Origin of the sequence: Streptomyces sp. NBC_00454, assembly GCF_041434015.1 — a bacterium.
Classification (GTDB): domain Bacteria; phylum Actinomycetota; class Actinomycetes; order Streptomycetales; family Streptomycetaceae; genus Streptomyces.
This window is the reverse complement of record NZ_CP107907.1, coordinates 4,627,719-4,652,995: the sequence shown is the minus strand read 5'-3', so window position 1 is coordinate 4,652,995 and position 25,277 is coordinate 4,627,719. Positions and strand designations below refer to the sequence as shown.

General features: G+C 67.4%; 18 protein-coding genes. 3 read left to right on the top strand and 15 right to left on the bottom strand.

The genetic code is table 11. The annotated features are described in order from the left end of the window. Positions 1 to 333 precede the first annotated feature (333 nt). Entirely contained in the window at positions 334 to 1,185 is an 852-nt protein-coding gene (gene rfbD / locus OHU74_RS21665; protein WP_371619758.1) for a dTDP-4-dehydrorhamnose reductase, read from the bottom strand. Positions 1,186 to 1,247: 62 nt separating this feature from the next. After that, entirely contained in the window at positions 1,248 to 2,225 is a 978-nt protein-coding gene (gene rfbB / locus OHU74_RS21660; protein WP_371617435.1) for a dTDP-glucose 4,6-dehydratase, read from the bottom strand. Positions 2,226 to 2,274: 49 nt separating this feature from the next. Here rfbB and rfbA point away from each other — a divergent pair, with 49 nt between their 5' ends. After that, on the top strand, positions 2,275 to 3,150 hold the full coding sequence (gene rfbA / locus OHU74_RS21655) for a glucose-1-phosphate thymidylyltransferase RfbA (RefSeq protein WP_371617434.1): 876 nt from the start codon (positions 2,275 to 2,277) through the stop codon (positions 3,148 to 3,150). Then, positions 3,147 to 3,746, top strand: coding sequence for a dTDP-4-dehydrorhamnose 3,5-epimerase (gene rfbC, locus OHU74_RS21650; protein ID WP_371617433.1), 600 nt, complete (start codon positions 3,147 to 3,149; stop codon positions 3,744 to 3,746). Before rfbA ends, rfbC begins: the two co-directional genes overlap by 4 nt. Positions 3,747 to 3,890: 144 nt before the next feature. Here the strand turns inward: rfbC and tuf are convergent, their stop codons facing one another. From tuf to rpsL, 4 genes are all read right to left on the bottom strand, one after another. Further along, positions 3,891 to 5,084, bottom strand: a complete 1,194-nt coding sequence (gene tuf / locus OHU74_RS21645; protein WP_112447760.1) for an elongation factor Tu — start codon at positions 5,082 to 5,084, stop codon at positions 3,891 to 3,893. Between the two features lie 149 nt (positions 5,085 to 5,233). Further along, on the bottom strand, positions 5,234 to 7,363 hold the full coding sequence (fusA, locus tag OHU74_RS21640; protein ID WP_371617432.1) for an elongation factor G: 2,130 nt from the start codon (positions 7,361 to 7,363) through the stop codon (positions 5,234 to 5,236). Between the two features lie 39 nt (positions 7,364 to 7,402). After that, on the bottom strand, positions 7,403 to 7,873 hold the full coding sequence (rpsG, locus tag OHU74_RS21635) for a 30S ribosomal protein S7 (protein ID WP_330298073.1): 471 nt from the start codon (positions 7,871 to 7,873) through the stop codon (positions 7,403 to 7,405). 2 nt (positions 7,874 to 7,875) lie between these two features. Then, positions 7,876 to 8,247 (bottom strand): 30S ribosomal protein S12, encoded by a 372-nt coding sequence (gene rpsL / locus OHU74_RS21630; RefSeq protein ID WP_007265893.1) that lies wholly within the window; start codon positions 8,245 to 8,247, stop codon positions 7,876 to 7,878. A 539-nt stretch (positions 8,248 to 8,786) separates the two neighbouring features. Here rpsL and OHU74_RS21625 point away from each other — a divergent pair. After that, a complete protein-coding gene (locus tag OHU74_RS21625) occupies positions 8,787 to 11,300 on the top strand; it encodes a YfhO family protein (protein ID WP_371617431.1) in 2,514 nt (837 codons plus the stop codon). 84 nt (positions 11,301 to 11,384) lie between these two features. On the opposite strand, the gene OHU74_RS21620 is transcribed toward OHU74_RS21625, so the two are convergent. The 9 genes from OHU74_RS21620 to nusG form a co-directional block, all read right to left on the bottom strand. After that, the gene (locus tag OHU74_RS21620) at positions 11,385 to 15,284 is read right to left on the bottom strand and encodes a DNA-directed RNA polymerase subunit beta' (protein ID WP_371617430.1); all 3,900 of its coding nucleotides are present in this window, start codon (positions 15,282 to 15,284) and stop codon (positions 11,385 to 11,387) included. Positions 15,285 to 15,381: 97 nt separating this feature from the next. Further along, positions 15,382 to 18,864, bottom strand: a complete 3,483-nt coding sequence (rpoB, locus tag OHU74_RS21615; RefSeq protein ID WP_371617429.1) for a DNA-directed RNA polymerase subunit beta — start codon at positions 18,862 to 18,864, stop codon at positions 15,382 to 15,384. Between the two features lie 610 nt (positions 18,865 to 19,474). Then, positions 19,475 to 19,855: a 50S ribosomal protein L7/L12 gene (rplL, locus tag OHU74_RS21610; protein WP_330298069.1), complete on the bottom strand. Its 381-nt coding sequence runs from the start codon at positions 19,853 to 19,855 to the stop codon at positions 19,475 to 19,477. Between the two features lie 110 nt (positions 19,856 to 19,965). Next, positions 19,966 to 20,496 carry a 50S ribosomal protein L10 gene (gene rplJ / locus OHU74_RS21605; RefSeq protein ID WP_215023401.1) on the bottom strand — a complete coding sequence of 177 codons (531 nt, stop codon included), beginning with the start codon at positions 20,494 to 20,496 and terminating at the stop codon, positions 19,966 to 19,968. A 301-nt stretch (positions 20,497 to 20,797) separates the two neighbouring features. After that, positions 20,798 to 21,709 carry a hypothetical protein gene (locus OHU74_RS21600; protein WP_371617428.1) on the bottom strand — a complete coding sequence of 304 codons (912 nt, stop codon included), beginning with the start codon at positions 21,707 to 21,709 and terminating at the stop codon, positions 20,798 to 20,800. 51 nt (positions 21,710 to 21,760) lie between these two features. Continuing rightward, positions 21,761 to 22,639 (bottom strand): LppX_LprAFG lipoprotein, encoded by an 879-nt coding sequence (locus OHU74_RS21595; protein WP_371619757.1) that lies wholly within the window; start codon positions 22,637 to 22,639, stop codon positions 21,761 to 21,763. Between the two features lie 173 nt (positions 22,640 to 22,812). Further along, complete coding sequence (gene rplA, locus OHU74_RS21590; RefSeq protein ID WP_330298066.1) at positions 22,813 to 23,541, bottom strand: 50S ribosomal protein L1; 729 nt, start codon at positions 23,539 to 23,541, stop codon at positions 22,813 to 22,815. Positions 23,542 to 23,624: 83 nt separating this feature from the next. Beyond that, positions 23,625 to 24,059 (bottom strand): 50S ribosomal protein L11, encoded by a 435-nt coding sequence (gene rplK / locus OHU74_RS21585; RefSeq protein ID WP_266905484.1) that lies wholly within the window; start codon positions 24,057 to 24,059, stop codon positions 23,625 to 23,627. Positions 24,060 to 24,230: 171 nt separating this feature from the next. Then, positions 24,231 to 25,241: a transcription termination/antitermination protein NusG gene (gene nusG, locus OHU74_RS21580; protein ID WP_371617427.1), complete on the bottom strand. Its 1,011-nt coding sequence runs from the start codon at positions 25,239 to 25,241 to the stop codon at positions 24,231 to 24,233. Between the last annotated feature and the right edge of the window lie 36 nt (positions 25,242 to 25,277).

The window sequence follows — 25,277 nt, the reverse complement described above, 5'->3', positions numbered from 1 at the left end:
TTCCCGTACGTCCGCCCCATTGCTGCCCCGAAAGGCAGGTAAGGCGACGAGTACTGTGGGACTCGCTTCCGGTCCTCCCGGCGGGAGGCGCGCAGCATCGGCACTCAGCCGAGCAACTTGAGTAGTCTGCCATACGAGACGCGTACTGCGCCAATCGGGCCGAAGAGACTACTCCGCCGCGCGTACGCGTCAAATCGCGACGCGCGACCGGGTCCCGGCGGGACCGGCCGGATCGCCGTGATCGTCCGCGGGACCGCGCCAGGAAGTGTTGATCACGGACATTCCGGCCCCCGTACGGGTCGATGCCGGCGGCCGGGGCCCCGCAGCGATCTTCTACGGCAGTTTCAGCAGGTCCGCGAAGGCGGGCCGGGTGATCGCCTCGGCGAGCTGGACCCGCCAGTCGGCCAGCGGCTCCAGTCCGGCCTGTGCCCAGCGGCCGTGACCAAGGACACTGAAGGCCGGCCGCGCGGCGGGCCGGGCGAACGCCGCGGAGTCCGTCGGCCGGATCCGCTCGGGGTCCAGGCCGGCGAGCCGGTAGGCCTCCCGGGCCAGCCCGAACCAGGTGGTCCGGCCGCCCGCGGTGCCGTGGTAGACCCCGCCCGGAGCCCGCCCGTCCAGGGCGGCGGAGCCGAGCTCCACCAGGCGGCGGGCCAGCGCGTAGGACCAGGTGGGCTGGCCGTGCTGGTCGTCGACCACGTCGAGGGTGTCCCGCCGGGCGGCCAGCCCCAGCATGGTGGCGACGAAGTTCGGCCCGTGCTCCCCGTACAGCCAGGCGGTGCGGACGACATAGCCGTCCTTCGGCAGCAGCTCGGCCACCGCCCGCTCTCCGGCCAGCTTGGAGCGGCCGTAGGCGTTGACCGGGCCGGTCGGGGCGGATTCGGGGTACGGCTGCGAGGCATCGCCGGGCAGCACGTAGTCGGTGGAGACGTGCAGCAGCCGGGCGCCGGCCTCGGCGCAGGCCCCGGCGAGAACCCGAACACCCGTACCGTTGACGGCGGTTGCGGCCTCCTCGGCGCTCTCGGCGCCGTCCACATCGGTCCAGGCGGCGCAGTTCACGACCACGGCCACGCCTTCGACCGCGGCCCGGACGGCCACCGGGTCGGTGATGTCGAGGTCCGCGCGGCCGAGGCCCCCGGCCCGGATCCCGGCCTCCCGGAGTGCGGCCAGGACGTCCCGGCCGAGCATCCCGGCGGCGCCGGTGACGAGCCAGCGCGCGCCCGCGGGGTCCGTACTCACTCGTGCGGCGCTCACTTGTGCAGCGCCGCCTTCGCCTTCAGCGGCTCCCACCAGGCACGGTTCTCCCGGTACCAGTCCACGGTCGCCGCGATGCCCTCCTCGAAGGTGACCTGCGGGGCGTAGCCCAGCTCGGAGCCGATCTTGCCGATGTCGATGGAGTAGCGCAGGTCGTGGCCCTTGCGGTCCTCGACCCGCTCGACCATCTCCCAGCCGAGGCCCGCGGCCTCCAGCAGGACTCCGGTGAGCTCCTTGTTGGTCAGCTCGACCCCGCCGCCGATGTTGTAGACCTCTCCCCCGCGTCCCTTGCGCATCACCAGGTCGATGCCGCGGCAGTGGTCGGAGACGTGCAGCCAGTCGCGCACGTTGCCGCCGTCGCCGTACAGCGGGACCTTCTTGCCGTCCATCAGGTTCGAGACGAACAGCGGGATGACCTTCTCCGGGAACTGGTGGTGCCCGTAGTTGTTGGAGCAGCGCGTGACGACCACGTCCATCCCGTGCGTCCGGGCGTAGGCCAGGGCCAGCAGGTCGGAGGAGGCCTTCGAGGCGGAGTACGGGGAGTTGGGCGCCAGCGGCCACTCCTCGGTCCAGGAGCCCTCGGAGATCGATCCGTACACCTCGTCGGTGGAGATGTGGACGAAGCGTCCGACCCCGTGCTTGCGGGCGGCGTCCAGGAGGACCTGGGTGCCCACGACGTTGGTCGTCACGAAGGGGCCCGCGCCGGCGATCGAGCGGTCCACGTGGGACTCGGCCGCGAAGTGCACGACGACGTCGTGTCCGGGCATCACCCGCTCGACGGCCTCGGCGTCGCAGATGTCGCCCCTGACGAAGGCGTATCCCGGGTGGTCCGCCACCGGCGCCAGGTTCGCCTCGACGCCGGAGTAGGTCAGCTTGTCGAAGACGGTGATCCGCGCGGCCGGGTCCGCGCCTAACTGCTGCCTGACGAATTCCGAGCCTATGAAACCGGCACCGCCGGTGACGAGGATGCGCATAATCCGAAGAGTAGCCGCCTGTCGAACGCCTCTCGCATAGGTTCTCCACATGCGAGGAATCCTCTTAGCCGGCGGCACCGGATCCCGGCTCTGGCCGCTGACCCGGGCCGTGTCGAAGCAGCTGCTGCCCGTCTTCGACAAACCGATGATCTACTACCCGCTCTCCACCCTGGTCATGGCCGGGATCAGCGAAATCCTGATCGTCACCACCCCGGAGGACCGCGAACAGTTCGAGCGGCTGCTCGGCGACGGTTCGCAGTTCGGCATCCGGCTGGAGTACGCCGTCCAGGAGCGTCCCGAGGGCATTGCCCAGGCGTTCGTGCTCGGTGCCGAGTTCATCGGCGACGGCTCCGTCGCCCTGATCCTCGGCGACAACATCTTCCACGGCAGCGGCCTCGGCACGCGGCTCGCCGAGCAGGCCGGCGCCAAGGGCGGCCGGGTGTTCGCGTACCCGGTCGCGGACCCCACGGCGTACGGAGTGGTGGAGTTCGACGCGAAGGGGCAGGTCGTCTCCATAGAGGAGAAGCCCGCCGTCCCCAAGTCCCGCTACGCCGTACCGGGCCTCTACTTCTACGACAACCAGGTCGTCGGGATAGCCCGCGGCCTCAAACCCAGCGCCCGCGGGGAGCTGGAGATCACCGCGGTCAACGATGCCTACCTCCGGGCCGGCGAACTGCACGTCACCGTCCTCGACCGGGGCACCGCCTGGCTGGACACCGGAACCTTCGTGGCGATGGTCCAGGCCTCGGAGTTCGTGCGGGTGATAGAGGAGAGGCAGGGGTTCAAGATCGGCTGCGTCGAGGAGGCCGCCTGGCGGGCGGGGCTGATCGGCTCCGCGCAGCTGCGCGCACTGGCCGAGCCGCTCACCAAGAGCGGCTACGGGGACTACCTGCTGGGACTGCTCGAAGAGGAGGCCGCCCTGTGAAGTTCCGCGAGCTCGGGATCAAGGGGGCCTACGAGATCGTCCCCCAGCAGCACGGCGACCCGCGCGGCATGTTCATGGAGTGGTACCGCTTCGACCGGCTCGCCGAGGTGGTCGGGCACCCCCTGAACCTGGCGCAGGCCAATCTCTCGGTCTCCGAGCGGGGGGTGGTCCGCGGCATCCACTTCGCCGACGTCCCGCCCGGCCAGGCCAAGTACGTCACCTGCGTGCGCGGGGCCGTCCTCGACGTCGTCGTGGACCTGCGGGTCGGCTCCCCGACCTTCGGCCACTGGGAAGGGGTCCGGCTGGACGACGTGGACCGCCGCGCGGTCTACCTCCCCGAGGGGCTCGGCCACGGCTTCTGCGCGCTGAGCGACGGGGCCACGCTCTCCTACCTCTGCTCGGCGACCTACAACCCGGCGGGCGAGCACGCGCTCCACCCGCTCGACCCGGGCCTGGGCATCGACTGGCCGGCCGAGGTCCCGCTGCTGTCCTCGCGCGACGAGGCGGCCCCCTCACTGGCCGACGCGCTCGCGTCCGGGCTGCTCCCCCGGTACGACGCCTGCCTGGAGTTCACGGAGTCGCTGCGCGAGGGGTGAGCGCGGGCCGCGCGCGAAGTCCCGTAGGGCTCCATGGAGCTGCGCATGCAGAAGGGCCCCTTCCCCGTCGCGTGAACGACGGGGAAGGGGCCCTTCTGTCAAACATGGTGCCCGCGTCAGCGAGCTACCAGGTCAGAGCACGAATTACTTCGTGATCTTGGTGACCTGGCCGGCGCCCACGGTACGACCACCCTCACGGATGGCGAACTTGAGGCCTTCCTCCATGGCGACCGGCTGAATCAGCGTGACCGTCATCTCGGTGTTGTCGCCCGGCATGACCATCTCCGTGCCGGCCGGCAGGGTGACAACACCCGTGACGTCCGTGGTACGGAAGTAGAACTGGGGACGGTAGTTGTTGAAGAACGGGGTGTGACGGCCACCCTCGTCCTTCGACAGGATGTACGACTGGGCCTCGAACTCGGTGTGCGGGGTGACCGAACCGGGCTTGATGATGACCTGGCCGCGCTCGACGTCCTCGCGCTTGATGCCACGGAGGAGCAGACCGACGTTCTCGCCCGCCTGGCCCTCGTCGAGCAGCTTGCGGAACATCTCGATACCGGTGACCGTGGTGGTGGTCTTGGTCTCCTTGATACCGATGATGTCGACGGTCTCGTTGACCTTCAGGACACCACGCTCGATACGGCCGGTGACGACGGTACCGCGACCGGTGATCGTGAAGACGTCCTCGACGGGCATGAGGAACGGCAGCTCGGTGTCACGCGGCGGGGTCGGGATCGCCTCGTCGACGGCAGCCATGAGGCCGAGAAGCTTCTCGCCCCACTCCTTGTCGCCCTCGAGCGCCTTCAGCGCGGAGACGCGGACGACCGGAAGGTCGTCGCCCGGGAAGTCGTAGTCGGAGAGGAGCTCACGAACCTCGAGCTCGACGAGCTCCAGGATCTCCTCGTCGTCCACCATGTCGGCCTTGTTCAGGGCGACGACGATGTACGGAACGCCGACCTGGCGGGCCAGGAGCACGTGCTCCTTGGTCTGCGGCATCGGGCCGTCGGTGGCGGCGACGACGAGGATCGCACCGTCCATCTGCGCGGCACCGGTGATCATGTTCTTGATGTAGTCCGCGTGACCCGGGCAGTCGACGTGGGCGTAGTGACGCGCCTCGGTCTGGTACTCGACGTGCGCGATCGAGATGGTGATACCGCGCTGGCGCTCTTCGGGAGCCTTGTCGATCTGGTCGAAGGCCGAGGCCTCGTTCAGGTCCGGGTACGCGTCATGCAGCACCTTGGTAATGGCGGCCGTGAGGGTCGTCTTACCGTGGTCAATGTGACCGATGGTGCCGATGTTGACGTGCGGCTTAGTCCGCTCGAACTTCGCCTTCGCCACGGGGTCCTCCTGGAGAGTGGTTCTGTACGCCTTACAGATCGGCGCCAGGTGATCTTTGCTGGATAGCCGGTTCCCCCGGGGCAACGGAAGGGTTACTCCTGTTGCCCCAGAGGCTCCGGTGACAAGCCTAAAGCGTGTACTCGGAAGAGTTACTCGCCCTTGGCCTTCGCGATGATCTCCTCAGCGACGTTCCGGGGAACCTCGGCGTAGGAGTCGAACTGCATCGAGTAGCTGGCGCGACCCGAGGTCTTGCTGCGGAGGTCTCCGACGTAGCCGAACATCTCCGAGAGGGGCACGAGGCCCTTCACGAGGCGCGCACCGTGACGCTCCTCCATGGCCTGGATCTGGCCACGGCGGGAGTTGATGTCACCGATGACGTCACCCATGGACTCCTCCGGCGTGGTGACCTCGACGGCCATCATCGGCTCGAGGAGCACGGGAGAAGCCTTGCGCGCGGCCTCCTTGAAGGCCTGCGAACCGGCGATCTTGAACGCGAGTTCGGAGGAGTCGACCTCGTGGTAGCCACCGTCGAGAAGAATGACGCGAACGCCGGTCATCTCGTAGCCGGCCAGGATGCCGAACTTCATGGCTTCCTGCGCACCGGCGTCGACCGAGGGGATGTACTCCCTCGGGATGCGGCCACCGGTGACCTTGTTCACGAACTCGTACGCCGGACCGTCGGGCTCGGTGATCGGCTCGATCGCGATCTGCACCTTGGCGAACTGACCGGTACCACCGGTCTGCTTCTTGTGGGTGTAGTCGTGACGCTCCACCGTCTGGCGGATCGTCTCGCGGTACGCGACCTGCGGCTTGCCGACGTTGGCCTCGACCTTGAACTCGCGCTTCATACGGTCGACCAGCACCTCGAGGTGCAGCTCGCCCATACCACCGAGGATGGTCTGGCCGGTCTCTTCGTCCGAGTGAACGTGGAAGGAGGGGTCCTCCTCCGCGAGAGACTGGATGGCGACACCCAGCTTCTCCTGGTCACCCTTGGACTTGGGCTCGATGGCGACCTGAATGACCGGGGCCGGGAAGTCCATGGACTCCAGGATCACCGGGTTCTTGTCGTCACACAGCGTCTCACCAGTGGTGGTCTGCTTCAGGCCCATGACGGCGACGATGTCGCCGGCGCCCACCGCTTCGATCTCTTCACGCTTGTTCGCGTGCATGCGGTAGATCTTGCCGATGCGCTCCTTCTTGCCCTTGACGGAGTTCAGCACCGCAGTGCCGGCCTCCAGGCGGCCCGAGTAAACCCGGACGAAGGTGAGCTTGCCGAGGTGCGGGTCACGCATGATCTTGAACGCGAGCGCCGCGAGGGGCTCGTCGTCCGAGGGCTTGCGCTTCACGACGAGCTCGGCGTCCTTGACGTCGTGGCCTTCGATGGCCTCGATGTCCAGGGGCGACGGGAGGTAACGGACGACGGCGTCGAGCAGGGGCTGAACGCCCTTGTTCTTGAACGCCGTGCCACAGAACACCGCGGTGACGGTGGCGCCGTTGTCACCCTTGGAGCCGATGATGATGCGACGCACAGCGGCGTGCAGCTGCTCGACGGTGGGCTCGACGCCCTCGAGGAACAGCTCCATGATCTGGTCGTCGTTCTCGGCGACCGTCTCGACCAGCTTGGCGTGCCACTCTTCAGCGGCTTCCTTGTGGGTGTCCGGGATGTCGACGATGTCGTACATCTCGCCCTTGGTCGCCTCGGCGGACCAGACGAACGCCTTCATGGTGACCAGGTCGACAACGCCCTGGAAGTCCATCTCGGCACCGATGGGGAGCTGCATGACGATCGGAACCGCACCGAGGCGGTCCTTGATCATCTCGACACAGCGGTGGAACTCGGCGCCGGTGCGGTCCAGCTTGTTGACGAAGCAGATGCGCGGCACGCCGTAGCGGTCCGCCTGACGCCAAACGGTCTCGGACTGCGGCTCTACGCCGGCCACACCGTCGAAGACGGTGACGGCGCCGTCGAGGACGCGGAGCGAACGCTCCACCTCGACGGTGAAGTCGACGTGACCCGGGGTGTCGATGATGTTGATGGTGTGGTCAACATCTTCGAGCGGCCAGTGGCAGGTCGTAGCGGCAGACGTGATGGTGATACCACGCTCCTGCTCCTGCTCCATCCAGTCCATCGTGGCAGCGCCGTCGTGGACTTCACCGATCTTGTAAGACACACCGGTGTAGAACAGGATGCGCTCGGTGGTGGTCGTCTTGCCCGCGTCGATGTGGGCCATGATCCCGATGTTGCGGACCTTGGCCAGGTCAAGCGAAGTGGTAGCCATAAGGCTTCGGTCTTCTCTCGGTCTCGATGTGGGGTGGGACTACCAGCGGTAGTGCGCGAAGGCCTTGTTGGACTCGGCCATCTTGTGCGTGTCCTCACGCTTCTTGACGGCCGCACCGAGGCCGTTCGAGGCGTCGAGGAGCTCGTTCATGAGGCGCTCGGTCATGGTCTTCTCACGACGGGCGCGGGAGTAACCCACGATCCAGCGGAGCGACAGGGTCGCAGCGCGACCCGGCTTGACCTCGATCGGCACCTGGTAAGTGGCGCCACCGACACGGCGGGACTTGACCTCAAGCGACGGCTTGACGTTCTCCAGCGCGCGCTTCAGCGTGATGACCGGGTCAGCGCCGGTCTTCTCGCGGAGGCCTTCCATGGCGCCGTAAACGATGCGCTCGGCGGTGGAGCGCTTGCCGTTCAGGAGGATCTTGTTGATGAGCGACGTCACCAGGGGAGATGCGTAGACCGGGTCGATGATGACCGGGCGCTTCGGGGCGGGGCCCTTACGAGGCATTTCTACTTCTCCTTCTTGGCGCCGTAGCGGCTGCGGGCCTGCTTGCGGTTCTTGACAGCCTGGGTGTCAAGCGCACCGCGGATGATCTTGTAACGAACACCCGGCAGGTCCTTCACACGGCCACCACGCACGAGCACGATGGAGTGCTCCTGCAGGTTGTGTCCCTCACCCGGAATGTAAGCGGTGACCTCGATGCCGGAGGTCAGACGCACGCGCGCGACCTTACGGAGCGCCGAGTTCGGCTTCTTCGGGGTGGTCGTGAACACACGCGTGCAGACACCGCGACGCTGGGGCGAGGCCTCAAGCGCGGGGGTCTTTGTCTTCTCGACCTTGTCCTGCCGGCCCTTACGGACCAGCTGCTGGATCGTAGGCACTACTTCTCCGGTTTCTGTGTGCCGTGTAGTGGAGCTAACCTGGAACATTTGCCGACCCACGCGGTCGGGTGTGTCGGATCCGGCGGACCTCCACGCAAGCGTGGAAACGCATGAATCACGGTGGCCGACTACGGCTCGAGTGCGGTTGGTGGACACGCACAGGAGCCCAGGCACACCCCAGGCACAAGGTCTGAGCGTACCTACCGCATCCACTCCGGTCAAAACAAAAGCCCCTGGCCCCGAACGCCGAAGGGCCCACCGGCCAGTCGCCACACGGCCGAGACCCCTGTGTGGCCCCCGCGATGTGCGGATGTGGTGCGCATGTGCTACATGCCGCCCTACGGGGCTGCGCGCACCGGCCGCCCCCGGAGGCTTCGAACACGCGCCCCGCACCCCCCGGCGCGAGCGGCGCACACCCCCGGCGCGGGCTCTCACCAGCGCGCCGGGCCGCACGGGTCCGGCCCTCCCGGAGAACTAGGCTGCGCTCCGATTCGTCCCAAAGCACACGACGGGACCCCATCGCAGCAGGGAGCGGGACATTGGGGACGGCCACCACCCAGCCGACGACGACCGAGGGTCCGCCGGAGCTCCTCCACGGCCCGCCGCAGAGCCCGCCCGAAGCCCCGCCCCGCCCCCCGGCCACCCGAGGCCGCCGGGCCCTGCGGCGGGCCGGCGCCCCCCTGCTGGCCTTCCTCATCGCCTCGGGCGCCTTATGCGCCTCCTGGGCGGCCCGGGGCACATACCCCTTCGGCGCCACCGGCCGCGCCATCAACGACCAGGCCAACCAGTACGTGCCCTTCCACCGGGCCCTGTGGGACCTGGTGCACGGCCAGGCGGCCGGAGACCTCCTCTTCACCTGGCGCGGCGGCTTCGGCGAACCGTTCCTCTCCGACTACTACACCTACCTCTGCAACCCCTTCTCCTGGCTGACCGTCCTGGTCCCCCGCGACCGGGTCGACCTCGCCGTCTTCGCGATCACCCCGCTCACGATGGGCGCCGCCGCCGCCGTGATGGCCTGCTACCTCGGCAAACTGCACGCCGGCCCCTGGTGGCAGCGGGGCGTCCTGGGAGCCGTGTACGGGCTGTGCGGCTGGGCGCTCAGCGACGCCTCGTACATCCCCATGTGGCTGTGGGGCCTGGTCGCCCTCCCCCTGCTCGGCATCGCCGTCGAGTGGTGCCTGGAGCGGCGCCGCTGGCCCGCCGCGACCCTGCTGGTGGCGCTCGCCTGGTTCGGGAACTTCTACACCGCGATGATGGCCACGATGGCCGCCTGCGTGCTGCTCGCCATCCGCCTGATCCTCACGGACCTGACCGGCCCGCAGCGGCTGCGCGCCGCGGGGCGGGCCGCGACGGCCGCCGCGACAGGGATCCTGCTGACCCTGCCGCTGCTGCTGCCCGCGTTCCTCTCCAGCGGGGCCGCGCAGCCGACCGGGGCGGGCGCGTTCCATCCGGTGCGGCTCGATGCCTTCCTGACGGGCATGCTCCCCGCCACCCACCTGTGGGGTGGCCGGCCCCGGCTGTACGTGGCCTCGCTCGGCCTGATCCTCGCCGGGTCCTTCCTCCTCAACGGGGCCGTCGCCAAGAGGACCCGCCTGGTGTGGGCCGTGGCCACGGGGCTGGTGGCGGCCTCCTTCCAGTTCCCGCCGACCCAGTACGTCTGGCACGGGCTGGCGGTGCCCAACGGCAACCCCTACCGCGAGGCCTTCGTCTTCAGCGGGATGCTCGTGATCCTGGCCTGGCTGTCGCTGGCCGCCGGGCCCCGTCCGCGGCAGCTGGCGCTGAGCTTCGGGGTGCTGGTCGCCGCCACCGCCGTCCTCAGCCGCACCGACGACTTCGGCGGCGCCACCTGGCCCGCGGTCCTGGGCGGCGGAGCGGTGTCCCTGCTGGCCCTGGTCCTGCTGGCGCGGGGCGCCAAGCGCCCGGTGCTGATCCCCGTGGCCGCCGCCCTGATGATCGGCGTGGTCCTCGCCGAGTCCACGGCCGCCGCGGTCAATGCCGACCTGCGCCGGGGACGCGAGCGCTGGGCGGCGCCCGCGGTGACCTCGGGCCCGTCGATCACCCGCCGCTTCGAAGCCGCCCGCCAGGTGCACGGCTGGCCCGCGTACCGGACCGACTCGGGCTCGCCGCAGAGCTCGTACAACGACGCGCTCGCGCTCCGGACCGAGGGCCCGCAGTACTACAGCAGCTACCTGCCCGAGGTCACCTACCGGGCACTGGAACCCCTCGGCTTCGGCTTCAAGAACGACGGCCGTACCTTCTTCGGCGCCGACAACCCCGTCCTGGACGCCATCTTCTCGATCGGCGCCCGGGTCCGCCCCGCAGCCGATCCGGACACCTGGACCGCCTCCCGGTTCCCGGCCCCTCCCCTGGTCACCGTCCGCAGCGCCCCCTACACCTCCCCCAACCCGGCGGGCAGCGTCTACGCCCGCCAGGAGAACCTGCTCGGAGCCACCGTCTACCGGGTCCCGCCCGTCACCCGCGGCGGCACCGCCACCGAGCGGACGTACGCCGCCCGGTGCGCCCCCGGCTCCGAGGCCTTCTGGTACTCCCCCGGGCTCTACGGCACGGTGGCCTCCGGCGGCGTGCGGTGGCGCCTGGGGGGCCGCTCGGCCGGGGTCCTGCCGCTCGGCCGGATCCCCGCGAACGGCCGGGGCGAGGTCACCGTGAAGACCCGTAACCTGCGCGCAGACGCCGGCCGGCACCCCGTCGGCTGCCTCGACCGCGCCGAGCTCACCGGGGCCGTCGCCCGGCTCACCGCCACCGGGGCCACCGAGGTCACCGCGGGGGGCCACACCATCGAGGCCACCTTCCCGAAGGGCACCACCGGCACCGCCGTCTTCGCGATGACCGACGTGCCCGGCTGGCGGTGCACGGCCCCGGTGAAGGACTTCCACGGACTGGTCTCCATGGACATCCCCGCCGGAACCACCCGCCTCTCCTGCACCTTCACCCCCAGGGGCCTCACCCCGGGCCTGGCCGGCGCCACCCTCGCCCTCCTGGCCCTGGCCTCGGTCACGGTGACGGGCCTGCGCCGCGAGCGCCGCCGGGGCTGATACCGGGACACGGGACCCGGGTACGAAGAAGCCCCCCGCCACTCCTCTCGGAGCGGCGGGGGGCTTCTTCGTATGCCCTATGACTTAGCCGTTGTACGGGCCGTAGTCGTAGTCCTCCAGCGGGACAGCCTGGCCGGAGCCGGTGCCGAAGGGCGAGTAGTCGATGTCGTCGTAACCGACGGCCGAGTACATCGCTGCCTTGGCTTCCTCGGTGGGCTCGACCCGGATGTTGCGGTAGCGGGCGAGGCCCGTACCGGCCGGGATGAGCTTACCGATGATGACGTTCTCCTTGAGGCCGATCAGGGAGTCGGACTTGGCGTTGATCGCCGCGTCCGTCAGAACCCTGGTCGTCTCCTGGAACGACGCCGCCGACAGCCAGGACTCGGTCGCGAGCGAGGCCTTGGTGATACCCATCAGCTGCGGACGGCCGGAGGCGGGGTGACCGCCCTCGGTGACCACACGACGGTTCTCGGTCTCGAACTTCGACCGCTCGACGAGCTCGCCCGGCAGGAGCTCCGCGTCGCCGGACTCGATGATCGTCACGCGGCGGAGCATCTGCCGGATGATGATCTCGATGTGCTTGTCGTGGATCGACACGCCCTGCGAGTTGTAGACCTTCTGGACTTCGCCGACCAGGTGGACCTGGACCGCACGCTGGCCGAGGATGCGCAGCACGTCGTGCGGGTTGGTCGCACCCATGGTGAGCTTCTGGCCGACCTCGACGTGGTCACCCTCGCTGACGATGACCTTGGCGCGCTTGGAGATCGGGAAGGGCGTCTCCTCGCTGCCGTCGTCGGGCGTGATGACGATCTTCTTCGTCTTCTCGGTCTCCTCGATCCGCACGCGACCGGCGGCCTCGGAGATCGGGGCGACACCCTTCGGGGTACGGGCTTCGAAGAGCTCGACGACACGCGGCAGACCCTGCGTGATGTCGTCACCGGCCACACCACCGGTGTGGAAGGTACGCATCGTCAGCTGGGTACCGGGCTCACCGATGGACTGGGCGGCGATGATGCCGACCGCCTCACCGATGTCGACCAGCTTGCCGGTGGCGAGCGAGCGTCCGTAGCAGAAGGCACAGGTGCCGACCGCGGACTCACAGGTCAGGACCGAGCGGGTCTTGACCTCCTCGACACCGTTCGCGATGAGGGCGTCGATGAGCACGTCACCGAGGTCCACGTTGGCCGGCGCGATGACCTTGCCGTCGATGACGACGTCCTCGGCCAGCATGCGGGCGTAGATGGAGGTCTCGACGTCGTCGGCCTTGCGCAGAACGCCGGTCTCGTCCTTGACGCCGATCTTCAGCTTCAGGCCGCGCTCGGTACCGCAGTCCTCCTCGCGGATGATCACGTCCTGCGAGACGTCCACCAGACGACGGGTCAGGTAACCCGAGTCGGCGGTACGCAGGGCGGTGTCCGCCAGACCCTTACGGGCACCGTGCGTGGAGATGAAGTACTCCAGAACGGTGAGGCCCTCACGGAAGGACGCCTTGATCGGACGCGGGATCGTCTCGTTCTTCGCGTTCGACACCAGACCACGCATACCGGCGATCTGTCGCATCTGCATCATGTTTCCTCGGGCACCCGAGTCAACCATCATGAAGATGGGGTTCGTCTTGGGGAAGTTCGCGTTCATCGCCTCGGCAACCTCGTTGGTCGCCTTGGTCCAGATCGCGATGAGCTCCTGCGTGCGCTCGTCCTTGGTGATCAGACCGCGCTCGTACTGCTTCTGGACCTTCTCGTCCAGCTCCTCGTAGCCCTTGACGATGGCCTTCTTGGCCTCGGGCACGACGACGTCGGAGATGGCCACGGTGACGCCCGAACGGGTCGCCCAGTGGAAGCCGGCCGCCTTCAGGTTGTCGAGCGTCGCCGCCACGATCACCTTGGGGTAGCGCTCCGCCAGGTCGTTGACGATCTCGGAGAGCTGCTTCTTGCCCACCGAGTAGTCGACGAACGGGTAGTCCTCGGGCAGCAGCTCGTTGAAGAGCGCGCGGCCCAGGGTGGTGCGCAGACGGAAGCTGTCGCCCGCCTGGAACTCCTGCTCGCCCTCTTCGGCGACCGGGTGCACCCAGCCACGCGGCGGGATGGTGCCCACCGGGAAGCGGATGTCGACGGCCGACTGGAGCGCCAGCTCACCGTTGTCGAACGCCATGGTCGCCTCGGCGGTGGAGCCGAACGCACGGCCCTCGCCCTTGACGTCACGGAGCTCGCCGTCGGTGGTGAGGAAGAACAGACCCAGCACCATGTCCTGGGTCGGCATGGTGACGGGACGACCGTCTGCCGGCTTCAGGATGTTGTTCGAGGACAGCATCAGGATGCGGGCCTCGGCCTGCGCCTCTGCCGAAAGCGGCAGGTGCACGGCCATCTGGTCACCGTCGAAGTCCGCGTTGAACGCGGTGCAGACGAGCGGGTGGATCTGGATGGCCTTGCCTTCGACCAGCTGGGGCTCGAAGGCCTGGATGCCGAGGCGGTGCAGCGTGGGCGCACGGTTCAGGAGAACCGGGTGCTCGGCGATGACCTCTTCGAGCACGTCGTAGACGACCGTGCGGCCGCGCTCGACCATGCGCTTCGCCGACTTGATGTTCTGCGCGTGGTTCAGGTCGACCAGGCGCTTCATCACGAACGGCTTGAAGAGCTCCAGCGCCATGGCCTTGGGCAGACCACACTGGTGCAGCTTCAGCTGCGGGCCGACGACGATCACGGAACGCGCGGAGTAGTCCACGCGCTTGCCGAGGAGGTTCTGACGGAATCGACCCTGCTTGCCCTTGAGCATGTCGCTCAGGGACTTCAGCGGACGGTTACCGGGACCGGTCACCGGACGACCACGACGACCGTTGTCGAAGAGGGCGTCCACGGCCTCCTGGAGCATGCGCTTCTCGTTGTTCACGATGATCTCGGGAGCACCGAGGTCGAGAAGACGCTTCAGGCGGTTGTTGCGGTTGATCACGCGGCGGTACAGGTCGTTCAGGTCGGAGGTCGCGAAGCGGCCACCGTCCAGCTGCACCATCGGACGCAGGTCCGGCGGGATCACCGGCACGCAGTCCAGAACCATGCCCTTGGGCTTGTTGCTGGTCTGCAGGAACGCGGAGACGACCTTGAGGCGCTTGAGCGCACGGGTCTTCTTCTGGCCCTTGCCGGTACGGATGATCTCGCGGAGGCGCTCGGCCTCTTCGTCGAGGTCGAAGGACTCCAGACGCTTCTGGAGCGCCGCGGCGCCCATGCAGCCGTCGAAGTACGTACCGAAGCGGTCGCGCAGCTCGCGGTAGAGCAGCTCGTCGCCCTCGAGGTCCTGGACCTTGAGGTTCTTGAAGCGCGCCCAGACCTCGTCGAGACGGTCGATCTCGCGCTGAGCGCGGTCACGGAGCTGCTTCATCTCGCGCTCGGCACCTTCGCGCACCTTGCGGCGTACGTCGGCCTTCGCGCCCTCGGCCTCAAGCTCGGCCAGGTCGGTCTCGAGCTTCTTGGCGCGGCCTTCGAGGTCCGAGTCGCGTCGGTTCTCGATCTGCTGGCGCTCGATGGAGACGTGCGCCTCCAGGGACGGGAGGTCGCGGGTGCGGCGCTCGTCGTCCACGAACGTGATCATGTACGCGGCGAAGTAGATGACCTTTTCGAGGTCCTTCGGCGCGAGGTCCAGCAGGTAGCCAAGGCGCGACGGGACGCCCTTGAAGTACCAGATGTGGGTGACGGGAGCGGCAAGCTCGATGTGGCCCATCCGCTCGCGGCGCACCTTGGCGCGCGTGACTTCGACGCCACAACGCTCACAGATGATGCCCTTGAAGCGGACACGCTTGTACTTGCCGCAGTAGCACTCCCAGTCCCGGGTCGGACCGAAGATCTTCTCGCAGAAGAGTCCGTCCTTCTCGGGCTTGAGCGTGCGGTAGTTGATGGTCTCCGGCTTCTTGACCTCGCCGTGGGACCAGGTTCGGATGTCGTCCGCGGTGGCAAGGCCGATCCGCAGCTCGTCGAAGAAGTTGACGTCGAGCACTGTGCGTCAATCCCTCTTTCGGGGTCGAGTCTCAATCATGGTCTGAACGGTCCCGGGGATGACGGGGGGCTCTTGAGCGAGCCCCCCGTCAGGCCCGTCAGACCTCTTCGACGCTGCTCGGCTCGCGCCGGGACAGGTCGATACCGAGCTCCTCCGCCGCGCGGAAGACGTCCTCGTCGGTGTCGCGCATCTCGATGGACATGCCGTCCGAGGACAGCACCTCCACGTTGAGGCAGAGCGACTGCATTTCCTTGATGAGCACCTTGAAGGACTCGGGAATGCCCGGCTCGGGGATGTTCTCGCCCTTGACGATGGCCTCGTAGACCTTCACGCGGCCGGTGACGTCATCGGACTTGATGGTCAGCAGCTCCTGGAGGGCGTAAGCGGCGCCATAAGCCTCAAGCGCCCACACCTCCATCTCACCGAAGCGCTGGCCACCGAACTGCGCCTTACCACCCAGCGGCTGCTGCGTGATCATCGAGTACGGACCGGTCGACCGCGCGTGGAGCTTGTCGTCGACCAGGTGGTGGAGCTTGAGGATGTACATGTAGCCGATCGAGACCGGCTCCGGGAACGGCTCGCCGGAGCGGCCGTCGAACAGGTGCGCCTTACCGGTCGGAAGGACCAGGCGGTCCCCGTCGCGGTTCGGGATGGTGTGCTCGAAGAGACCGGAGATCTCGTCCTCGCGGGCACCGTCGAACACCGGGGTGGCGACGTTGGTACCGGGCTCGACGCGGTCGGCGCCGATGACCTTCAGTCGCTCGGCCCACTCCTCGGCGACGCTGGAGACGTCCCAGCCGCGGCTGGCGAGCCAGCCGAGGTGGATCTCCAGGACCTGTCCCGGGTTCATTCGGGACGGGACACCCAGGGGGTTCAGGATGATGTCGACCGGCGTGCCGTCTTCAAGGAAGGGCATGTCCTCGATCGGAAGGATCTTGGAGATGACACCCTTGTTGCCGTGGCGGCCGGCGAGCTTGTCACCGTCGGTGATCTTGCGCTTCTGGGCCACGTAGACGCGGACCAGCTGGTTGACGCCCGGGGGAAGCTCGTCGCCCTCTTCGCGGTCGAAGACGCGGACGCCGATGACCTTGCCGATCTCACCGTGAGGAACCTTGAGCGAGGTGTCACGCACCTCGCGGGCCTTCTCACCGAAGATCGCGCGGAGCAGACGCTCTTCCGGGGTCAGCTCGGTCTCGCCCTTGGGCGTGACCTTTCCGACCAGGATGTCGCCCGCGACGACGTCCGCACCGATGCGGATGATGCCGCGCTCGTCGAGGTCCGCGAGGACCTCCTCGGAGACGTTCGGGATGTCCCGGGTGATCTCCTCGGGGCCCAGCTTGGTGTCACGGGCGTCGACCTCGTGCTCCTCGATGTGGATCGAGGAGAGGACGTCGTCCTGCACGAGGCGCTGCGACAGGATGATCGCGTCCTCGTAGTTGTGACCTTCCCAGGGCATGAACGCGACGAGCAGGTTCTTGCCGAGGGCCATTTCGCCCTCTTCGGTCGCAGGACCGTCGGCGAGGACCTGAGCCTCGATGATGCGGTCACCCTCGTTGACGATGACCTTCTGGTTGACCGAGGTGCCCTGGTTCGAGCGGGAGAACTTGGCGACGCGGTACGTGGTGTACGTGCCGTCGTCGTTGGCGACGGTGATGTAGTCGGCCGAGACCTCCTGGACGACACCGTCCTTCTCCGCCTTGATCGAGTCACCGGCGTCGACCGCACAGCGGTACTCCATGCCGGTGCCGACGAGCGGCGCCTCCGCCTTGATCAGCGGAACGGCCTGGCGCATCATGTTCGCGCCCATGAGGGCGCGGTTGGCGTCGTCGTGCTCGAGGAAGGGGATCATCGCGGTCGCGACGGACACCATCTGGCGCGGGGAGACGTCCATGTAGTCGACGTCGTCACCGGCGATGTAGTCGATCTCGCCACCACGACGGCGAACCAGCACGCGGTTCTCGGTGAAGCGCATCTCGTCGTTCAGGCCGGCGTTGGCCTGGGCGATGACGAAGCGGTCTTCCTCGTCGGCCGTCAGGTAGTCGACCTCGTCGGTGACGACACCCTCGATGACCTTGCGGTACGGGGTCTCGACGAAACCGAACGCGTTGACGCGGCCGTAGGACGCGAGCGAGCCGATCAGACCGATGTTCGGGCCTTCAGGGGTCTCGATCGGGCACATGCGGCCGTAGTGCGACGGGTGAACGTCTCGGACCTCGAAGCCGGCCCGCTCACGGGACAGACCACCCGGGCCAAGCGCCGACAGGCGTCGCTTGTGGGTGAGACCCGACAGCGGGTTGTTCTGGTCCATGAACTGCGACAGCTGGCTGGTGCCGAAGAACTCCTTGATGGAGGCGACGACCGGCCGGATGTTGATCAGGGTCTGCGGCGTGATCGCCTCGACGTCCTGGGTCGTCATCCGCTCGCGGACGACGCGCTCCATACGAGCCAGACCCGTGCGGACCTGGTTCTGGATGAGCTCGCCGACGTTGCGCAGACGACGGTTGCCGAAGTGGTCGATGTCGTCGGTCTCGACGACGATCGAACGACCCGACTCACCGACGGTCTCGGTCTCACCGGCGTGCAGCTTGACCAGGTACTTGATGGTCGCGATGACGTCGTCGGTGGTGAGCACGCCGGCGTCCAGCGGCTCGTCCGCGCCGAGCTTCTTGTTCACCTTGTAGCGGCCGACCTTCGCGAGGTCGTAGCGCTTCGGGTTGAAGTAGAGGTTCTCGAGCAGCGTCTGAGCGGCCTCGCGGGTCGGCGGTTCGCCCGGACGCAGCTTGCGGTAGATGTCGAGCAGCGCGTCGTCCTGGCCCTGGGTGTGGTCCTTCTCCAGGGTGGCGCGCATGGACTCGTACTCGCCGAACTCCTCGAGGATCTGCTCGGTGGTCCAGCCGAGAGCCTTCAGGAGGACGGTGACGGACTGCTTGCGCTTGCGGTCGATGCGAACACCGACCATGTCGCGCTTGTCGATCTCCATCTCGAGCCAGGCACCCCGGGAAGGGATGATCTTGGCGGCGAAGATGTCCTTGTCGGACGTCTTGTCGATGGAGGAGTCGAAGTAGACACCAGGGGAACGGACGAGCTGCGACACGACGACACGCTCGGTGCCGTTGATGACGAAGGTGCCCTTGTTGGTCATGAGCGGGAAATCGCCCATGAAGACCGTCTGAGACTTGATCTCTCCGGTCTCGTTGTTCGTGAACTCGGCGGTGACGAAAAGCGGCGCCGCGAACGTGAAGTCGCGGTCCTTGCACTCGTCGACCGAGTTCTTCGCCGGCTCGAAACGGTGGTCGCGGAACGTCAGCGACATCGACCCGGAGAAGTCCTCGATCGGCGAGATCTCCTCGAAGATCTCTTCCAGACCGGACTTGGTGGGAACGTCCTGTCCGCTCTCAAGCGCCGACTCGACGCGAGACTTCCAGGCGGCGTTGCCGAGCAGCCAGTCAAAGCTCTCGGTCTGCAGCGCCAGGAGGTTCGGAACCTCGAGGGGCTCCTTGATCTTTGCAAAGGAGATGCGCAGCGGGGCGGTGCTGGCACCGTTGTTCGTATTGGTCGAGGCGTTGCGCGAGGCGGCCAAGAGGGGGTCCTTCCGAGGGCTCGGACTCACTACGCGCGTACCGGTCCCAGCTGACACAGAAGACAAGCGCCCCCCATCTGGTCAAAAGGACCAGCTCAGGGCCGTTCAATCAAGTGTGCTCATGCGTGGGCATGCCCCTGGCGACGGGCAGGGGGCAGCTAACAGGCAGCGCAAAGGGTCAGTGTAGCCACTCGGCTCACTGATGTCCAGACCAGGTTTCCGGAAACCGGCAACAGGCCTTCCCCATGTCGTTTAAACGGACCAACCCTGCGTCCTACGGCGTGTCCCGCGCTGCGGCTCTCGCACACAGAGCGCGTAACAGTACTGCCCTCTTCGTAGTCAATCCATGCCCGATGCGGGCCAGATCCATGCCTCGGATCTCGGATCGAACGAGCCCATCTCGCGACCGGTCTGAGAATTGCGCGCCGCGTCCCGTTCGTCAAGGCCCCCTGCTCCGAGCGGATCATCTCAGGACCCTGCCGCAGAGCAACGATGATCACCCTACTCCCCAACGAGACGGGGGCAAATCAGGCACTCCGGGTACGCCAAAGGGCGACCACCCTTACGGGTGATCGCCCTTTGAATGGGTCCCAGAAGGGGCCCAGAGGTGTTACTTGACGGTCACAGACGCGCCGGCAGCCTTGAGGGACTCGGCAGCCTTGTCAGCGGCCTCCTTGGCGACCTTCTCGAGGATCGGCTTCGGAGCGCCGTCGACGAGGTCCTTGGCCTCCTTGAGGCCCAGGGAGGTGAGCTCGCGCACGACCTTGATGACCTGGATCTTCTTGTCGCCGGCACCCTCGAGGATGACGTCGAACTCGTCCTGCTCCTCAGCGGCCTCAGCGGCAACCGGGGCACCCGGGCCCGCAACGGCGACGGCCGCGGCGGCGGTGACGTCGAACTTCTCCTCGAACGCCTTAACGAACTCGGAGAGCTCGATGAGGGTGAGCTCCTCGAACTGAGCGAGCAGGTCTTCCTGAGAGAGCTTCGCCATGATGGGCGATCCTTCCACTAAATCGGCAGGTGCCGGATGTATATAGAGGCGGGCGTAACGGCCCGCTTTGACCCACGCACTAGGCGGCGTGGATCAGTGCGCGAGCCGAATTACTCGGCACCGCCCTGCTCGGCGAGCTTGACGCGAAGCGCTTCCGCAGTGCGGACGAACTTCGACGGCAGCGCCTGGAAGAGCGAGGCAGCCTGAGACTGCTTGCCCTTGAACGCGCCGGCCAGCTTGCTGAGCAGAACCTCGCGGGACTCGAGGTCCGCAAGCTTCTTGATCTCATCGGCGGTGAGCGCCTTACCATCAAGGACACCCGCCTTGATGATGAGGTTGGGGTTTTCCTTGGCGAAGTCACGCAGGCTCTTCGCCGACTCCACCGGGTCACCGGTGATGAAGGCGACCGCGGTGGGACCAGCGAAGTGCTCGTCCAGCGCGGTGATCCCGGCCTGGTTGGCCGCAATCTTGGTCAGCGTGTTCTTCACCACGGCGTACTGGGCGTTCTCACCGAGAGAGCGACGCAGCGTCTTGAGCTGCGCGACGGTGAGACCCCGGTACTCGGTCAGCACGGCGGCGTTCGAGTCGCGGAACTGGTCCGTGAGCTCGGCTACCGCGGCAGCCTTGTTGGGCGTCGGCATAGTGCGTCGGCCTCCTTCCGGGTGATGAGGACCGCTCAGAAGGGGCATAAATACGAAACGCCCCGGCGCAGGCGCCAGGGCGTAGCTCAACCGGAACGGATTCCGGGAACTTTCCTTGATCACCTGCGCAGGACGTCCGCAGTTAGCGGATCCTTCGGCCACCGCACCCTTGCGGGCACGGCAACGACCAGCGGTCTTTGGCTTCTCCGGAAGCGTACGCGAACCAGTCGTTGTCAAGCAAATCCGCCCTCCGGGACCCTCACGGGCCGGTCCCCGCAAGGGTCCTGGGGGCTCAGTGGCCTCAGTGGCCGAGGCCCTTGAGCTTCTCGTCGGTCTCCTTGAGGGACTTCTCCGTCTCGGCGAGGCTCTTGTCGACGTCCTTGAGCTTGTCGTCGACGCCCTTCATGACGTCGTCGAAGTCCACCGTGTCCTCGGCCGGCGGCGCGGCCACGGCGGGAGTCGCGGCGAAGGCGGAGAACTTCGCCGTGGTCTGCAGCGGACCGTTCTCGGGCCCCGACTCCGTGGCGTCGAAGCGGACGGGGTAGCCGTCCTTGCCGATCCACAGGTCGATCCGGAGCTCCTTGATGCCCTTGACCGCCTCGTGGAGGTACTGGCGGTTCTTCTCCTCCATGACCTTCGTGGCGTCGTCGGCCTTCAGCAGTTCCGTGTCCGTGAGGACGGCCTTGTAGTGCTGGGCCTCCACCCCGTCGGTCGGCTCCGCGCCCACGTACCGGACGGTGTCCTGACCGAGGAGCATCGCGAGGTACTCGGCCGGGTCCTCGTTGCGCCGCACGCCCGGCTTGCCGTCCTTGGCCAGGTTCATCTTCATCCAGGACTTGCCCTCCAGGGGCTTGTCCAGCTTGGTCCAGACGGTGTCGCCGATCATGATCGAGCGCGTGTCGGGCTCGTCGCCCTTGAGCACCACGTCGTGGCTGGACGGGTACCAGCCCTTGGTGCCGGATTGCCCCGAGGTCTTGCCGGCCGGGTCGGTGGTGGTCACCTCGGCCTTGGCGAACTTGGCGGCCACCGTCTTGAGGTAGGCCGCCTTCACGGCCTCCTGGGGCGTCGGGGGCTTGGCCGCGGCCCCCTTCGACCCGGACTTCTCGCCCTTGCCCGCGTCGGCCCCGTCGCCGCCGCAGGCCGTGAGGCCGCCCACGAGGAGTGCGGCGCCCGCCAGGGCGGCACCGGTTCGTGTCCAGACAGCCTTGTTCATCTCGTACTCCCCCATGAAAAAAGATCTACGTCGTGCACGCCGGACCGGCGGTCAGCCGGTCCCGGCGCCCTTCATCATCTCGGCGAGGTCGACGACCTGGTCGGCGGGCGGCGCGGCCACTTCGACCGGCTTGTTGAAGTCCAGGAACTTGATGGTCGTGTCCACCGGGCCCTTGGCCGCCTCACCGCGGGTGCGGACCTGCTTGGTGTGGTCCGACTCGTCGATCCACATGTCCACGGTCAGGCTCTTGACGCCCTGCGCCTCCAGGCCCTTGAGGGACTCCTCCTGGCGCTTCTTGGCCTCGGGGGTCGCGGAGCCGAGCGCGGCCCGCATCTCGTCGAGGCCGACCGTGCCGCTGAGGTGCTTGGTCTTCACCCCGTCGATGGTCTCGTCGCCGACCAGCTTGAGGTCCTTGGCCCTGAGCAGCTCGCCCGCCCGGTCTCCGGGGTTCTCGCCGGTCTTGTTCGCCGAGCCGCCCGCGCTGTTCAGCTTCTGCGCGGTGGCCGCGTCCAGGCTCTTGAGGTCGAACTTGAGCCACTTGCCCTCGGACCCGATGAACATGGCCCCGTCGACGAGGCGGATCTCTGCCGTCTGGCCGCCCTCCCCCGAGGTGCCGATCTTCATCGCCATCTCCACCGCGGGCTTGAGCCGCATGGAGACGTCCCCCGAGAACTGCTCGCCCTCCGCGGTACCCGTCATCGAGTAGTGCAGGGAGGTGATCTCCTCCGACTTCGCCTTGACCTTCTCCAGGTAGGCGGCCGGAGCGGCCTCCACGGCGCCCTTCCCGGCGCCCTGGGCGGACGGGGCGGCGGACGGGTCCCCGGCCTTGCCCGCGCCGTCCTTCTGCCCGCCCTCGCAGGCGGTGGCCCCGCCCACGAGCAGTACGGCGGCCAGTGCGGCCCCGGCGGTCTTCTTGCGGTTGCGGTACACGGACAAGAGTCCCCACCCCTGGTGTGATCGTTTGATTGAATCTTTACCCTACTGGCTGGTTCGTCGATCACTTCGTGATTTTTCGGGGCGAAACGCAAAAACGGGCCTTGGTCCCCCCTGGAGGGGACCAAGGCCCGTTCGGGCAACTCAGCGGGCCGTCAGGCCCGGCTCAGTCAGACAGCAGCCGGGTCTTCCTCGACGAGGAGGTTCCGGGTGCGGTTGGAGTCCAGCGCGATGCCGGGGCCCATCGTGGTGCTGAGGGCAGCCTTCTTGATGTAGCGGCCCTTGGCGGCGGACGGCTTCAGACGAAGGATCTCGTCGAGGGCCGCACCGTAGTTCTCGACCAGCTGCTCATCGGTGAAGGAGACCTTGCCGATGATGAAGTGCAGGTTCGAGTGCTTGTCGACGCGGAACTCGATCTTGCCACCCTTGATCTCGGTGACAGCCTTCGCGACGTCCATCGTGACGGTGCCGGTCTTCGGGTTCGGCATCAGGCCACGGGGACCGAGCACGCGGCCGAGGCGGCCGACCTTGCCCATGAGGTCCGGGGTGGACACAACGGCGTCGAACTCGTTCAGGCGGTTGCCCTTGGCGATCTCGTTGATGAGCTCGTCGTCGCCGACAATGTCGGCGCCGGCGGCTTCCGCGGCCGCTGCACGGTCACCGGTCGCGAAGACCAGGACCCGGGCGGTCTTGCCGGTGCCGTGCGGGAGGTTCACGGTGCCGCGGACCATCTGGTCGGCCTTGCGCGGGTCTACACCCAGGCGGAAGGCGACCTCGACGGTGCTGTCGAACTTGGTCGCGGAGGTCTCCTTGGCGAGACGGACGGCCTCGAGCGGGGCGTACTGCTTCTCCCGGTCGACCTTGGCGTCCGCAGCGCGGAGAGTCTTGCTGCGCTTCACTTCTGCTCCTGTGTTGTGATCAGGCATGGAGTCGTGGTGCGGACCAGCGCTTGGCCCTACCACTGTCGTGCTGGGTGGCTGAATCAGCCTTCGACGGTGACGCCCATCGAACGCGCGGTGCCGGCGATGATCTTCATCGCGGCGTCGACGTCGTTGGCGTTCAGGTCGGGCATCTTCAGCTCGGCGATCTCGCGGACCTGGGCGCCGGAAAGCTTGGCGACCTTGGTCTTGTGCGGCTCGCCGGAGCCCTTCTCGATGCCTGCGGCCTTCAGGATGAGGCGCGCGGCCGGCGGAGTCTTGGTGATGAAGGTGAAGGAGCGGTCGTCGTAGACCGTGATCTCCACCGGCACGACCATGCCACGCTGCGACTCGGTCGCGGCGTTGTAGGCCTTGCAGAACTCCATGATGTTGACGCCGTGCTGACCGAGCGCGGGGCCGACCGGCGGAGCCGGGTTGGCCGCACCGGCCTTGATCTGGAGCTTGATAAGCCCCGTGATCTTCTTCTTCTTGGGAGGCATTGCTCTCTCCGGGTCCTAGTGAGAGTTTTTCGCCGCCAATCCGGTCATCCGGATGGAGGCATACCGCACCACGATAACGGGTATCGGCGCGGGGCTAAAAACCGAGCAGGTCAGACCGCCCGCAAGGGGGCAATCTGACCTGTCCGGAAGCGTGTGCCAGAAGGCTGTGGATCAGTTCTTCTGGATCTGGTCGAAGCTCAGCTCGACCGGGGTCTCGCGGCCGAAGATCTCGACGAGACCCTTGACCTTCTTCGAGTCCGGGTTGATCTCGTTGATGGTCGCCTGCAGCGTCGCGAACGGGCCGTCGGTGACGGTGACCGAGTCGCCGACCTCGAAGTCCAGGACCTCGATGGTGCGCTTGACGGAGGGCGCGGGCAGGCCGGCCTCTTCCGCAGCGAGCTTGGCGGCCTTCTCCTGAGCCTCGGGAGCGAGCATCTTGACGATCTCGTCCAGGGTCAGCGGGTACGGGTCGTACGCGTTGCCCACGAAGCCGGTGACGCCGGGGGTGTTGCGGACGACGCCCCAGGACTCGTTCGTCAGGTCCATGCGGACGAGAACGTAACCGGGCAGCTTGTTCTGCCGGACGTTCTTGCGCTCGCCGTTCTTGATCTGGACGATCTCTTCCTCGGGCACCTCGGCCGAGTAGATGAAGTCCTCGACGTTGAGCGAGACGGCGCGCTGCTCGAGGTTCGCCTTCACGCGCTTCTCGTAGCCGGCGTAGGTGTGGATGACGTACCACTCGCCCGGCAGGCTGCGCAGTTCCTCGCGCAGGGCCTGGATCGGGTCGACGGGCTCGGCGTCCTCGACGGGGGCGGCCTCCTCGGCCTCCTCAGCGTCTTCGTCGGCCTCCTCAGCGTCTTCGTCGGCCTCATCGGCGTCTTCGTCAGCAGCGTCAGCGTCTTCGGCGGTCTCGCCGGCCTCGGAGTCCTCGTCGGCCTCTTCGTCGGCGTCGGTGTCGTCGCCCTCGTCCTCGACGTCGCCCTCGGTGGCGGACTCGTCGTCCTCAGCCTCGACGTGCGCGGCCTCGATGTGCATCGCGGCGGTCTCGGCGGCGACACCTGCCTGGGCTTCGTCGGCGAGCTCGACTTCGTCGCGGTCCGCGTCCGCCGCCTCGACGATGTCGAGCGCGTCCTCGACGGACTCGACGGAGTCGGGGCTCGCGTTCAGGTTCGGGTCAGACACGGTGGCTGCTTCTTCCTGGATACAAAAGGTGGTCGA

Coding starts and splice junctions, on each gene's coding strand:
- rfbD (WP_371619758.1), bottom strand. CDS start 1,185: ATGCTCGGCCGGGACGTCCTGGCCGCACTCCGGGAGGCCGGGATCCGG.
- rfbB (WP_371617435.1), bottom strand. CDS start 2,225: ATGCGCATCCTCGTCACCGGCGGTGCCGGTTTCATAGGCTCGGAATTC.
- rfbA (WP_371617434.1), top strand. CDS start 2,275: ATGCGAGGAATCCTCTTAGCCGGCGGCACCGGATCCCGGCTCTGGCCG.
- fusA (WP_371617432.1), bottom strand. CDS start 7,363: ATGGCTACCACTTCGCTTGACCTGGCCAAGGTCCGCAACATCGGGATC.
- rpsG (WP_330298073.1), bottom strand. CDS start 7,873: ATGCCTCGTAAGGGCCCCGCCCCGAAGCGCCCGGTCATCATCGACCCG.
- rplL (WP_330298069.1), bottom strand. CDS start 19,855: ATGGCGAAGCTCTCTCAGGAAGACCTGCTCGCTCAGTTCGAGGAGCTC.
- rplJ (WP_215023401.1), bottom strand. CDS start 20,496: ATGCCGACGCCCAACAAGGCTGCCGCGGTAGCCGAGCTCACGGACCAG.
- OHU74_RS21600 (WP_371617428.1), bottom strand. CDS start 21,709: ATGAACAAGGCTGTCTGGACACGAACCGGTGCCGCCCTGGCGGGCGCC.
- rplK (WP_266905484.1), bottom strand. CDS start 24,059: ATGCCTCCCAAGAAGAAGAAGATCACGGGGCTTATCAAGCTCCAGATC.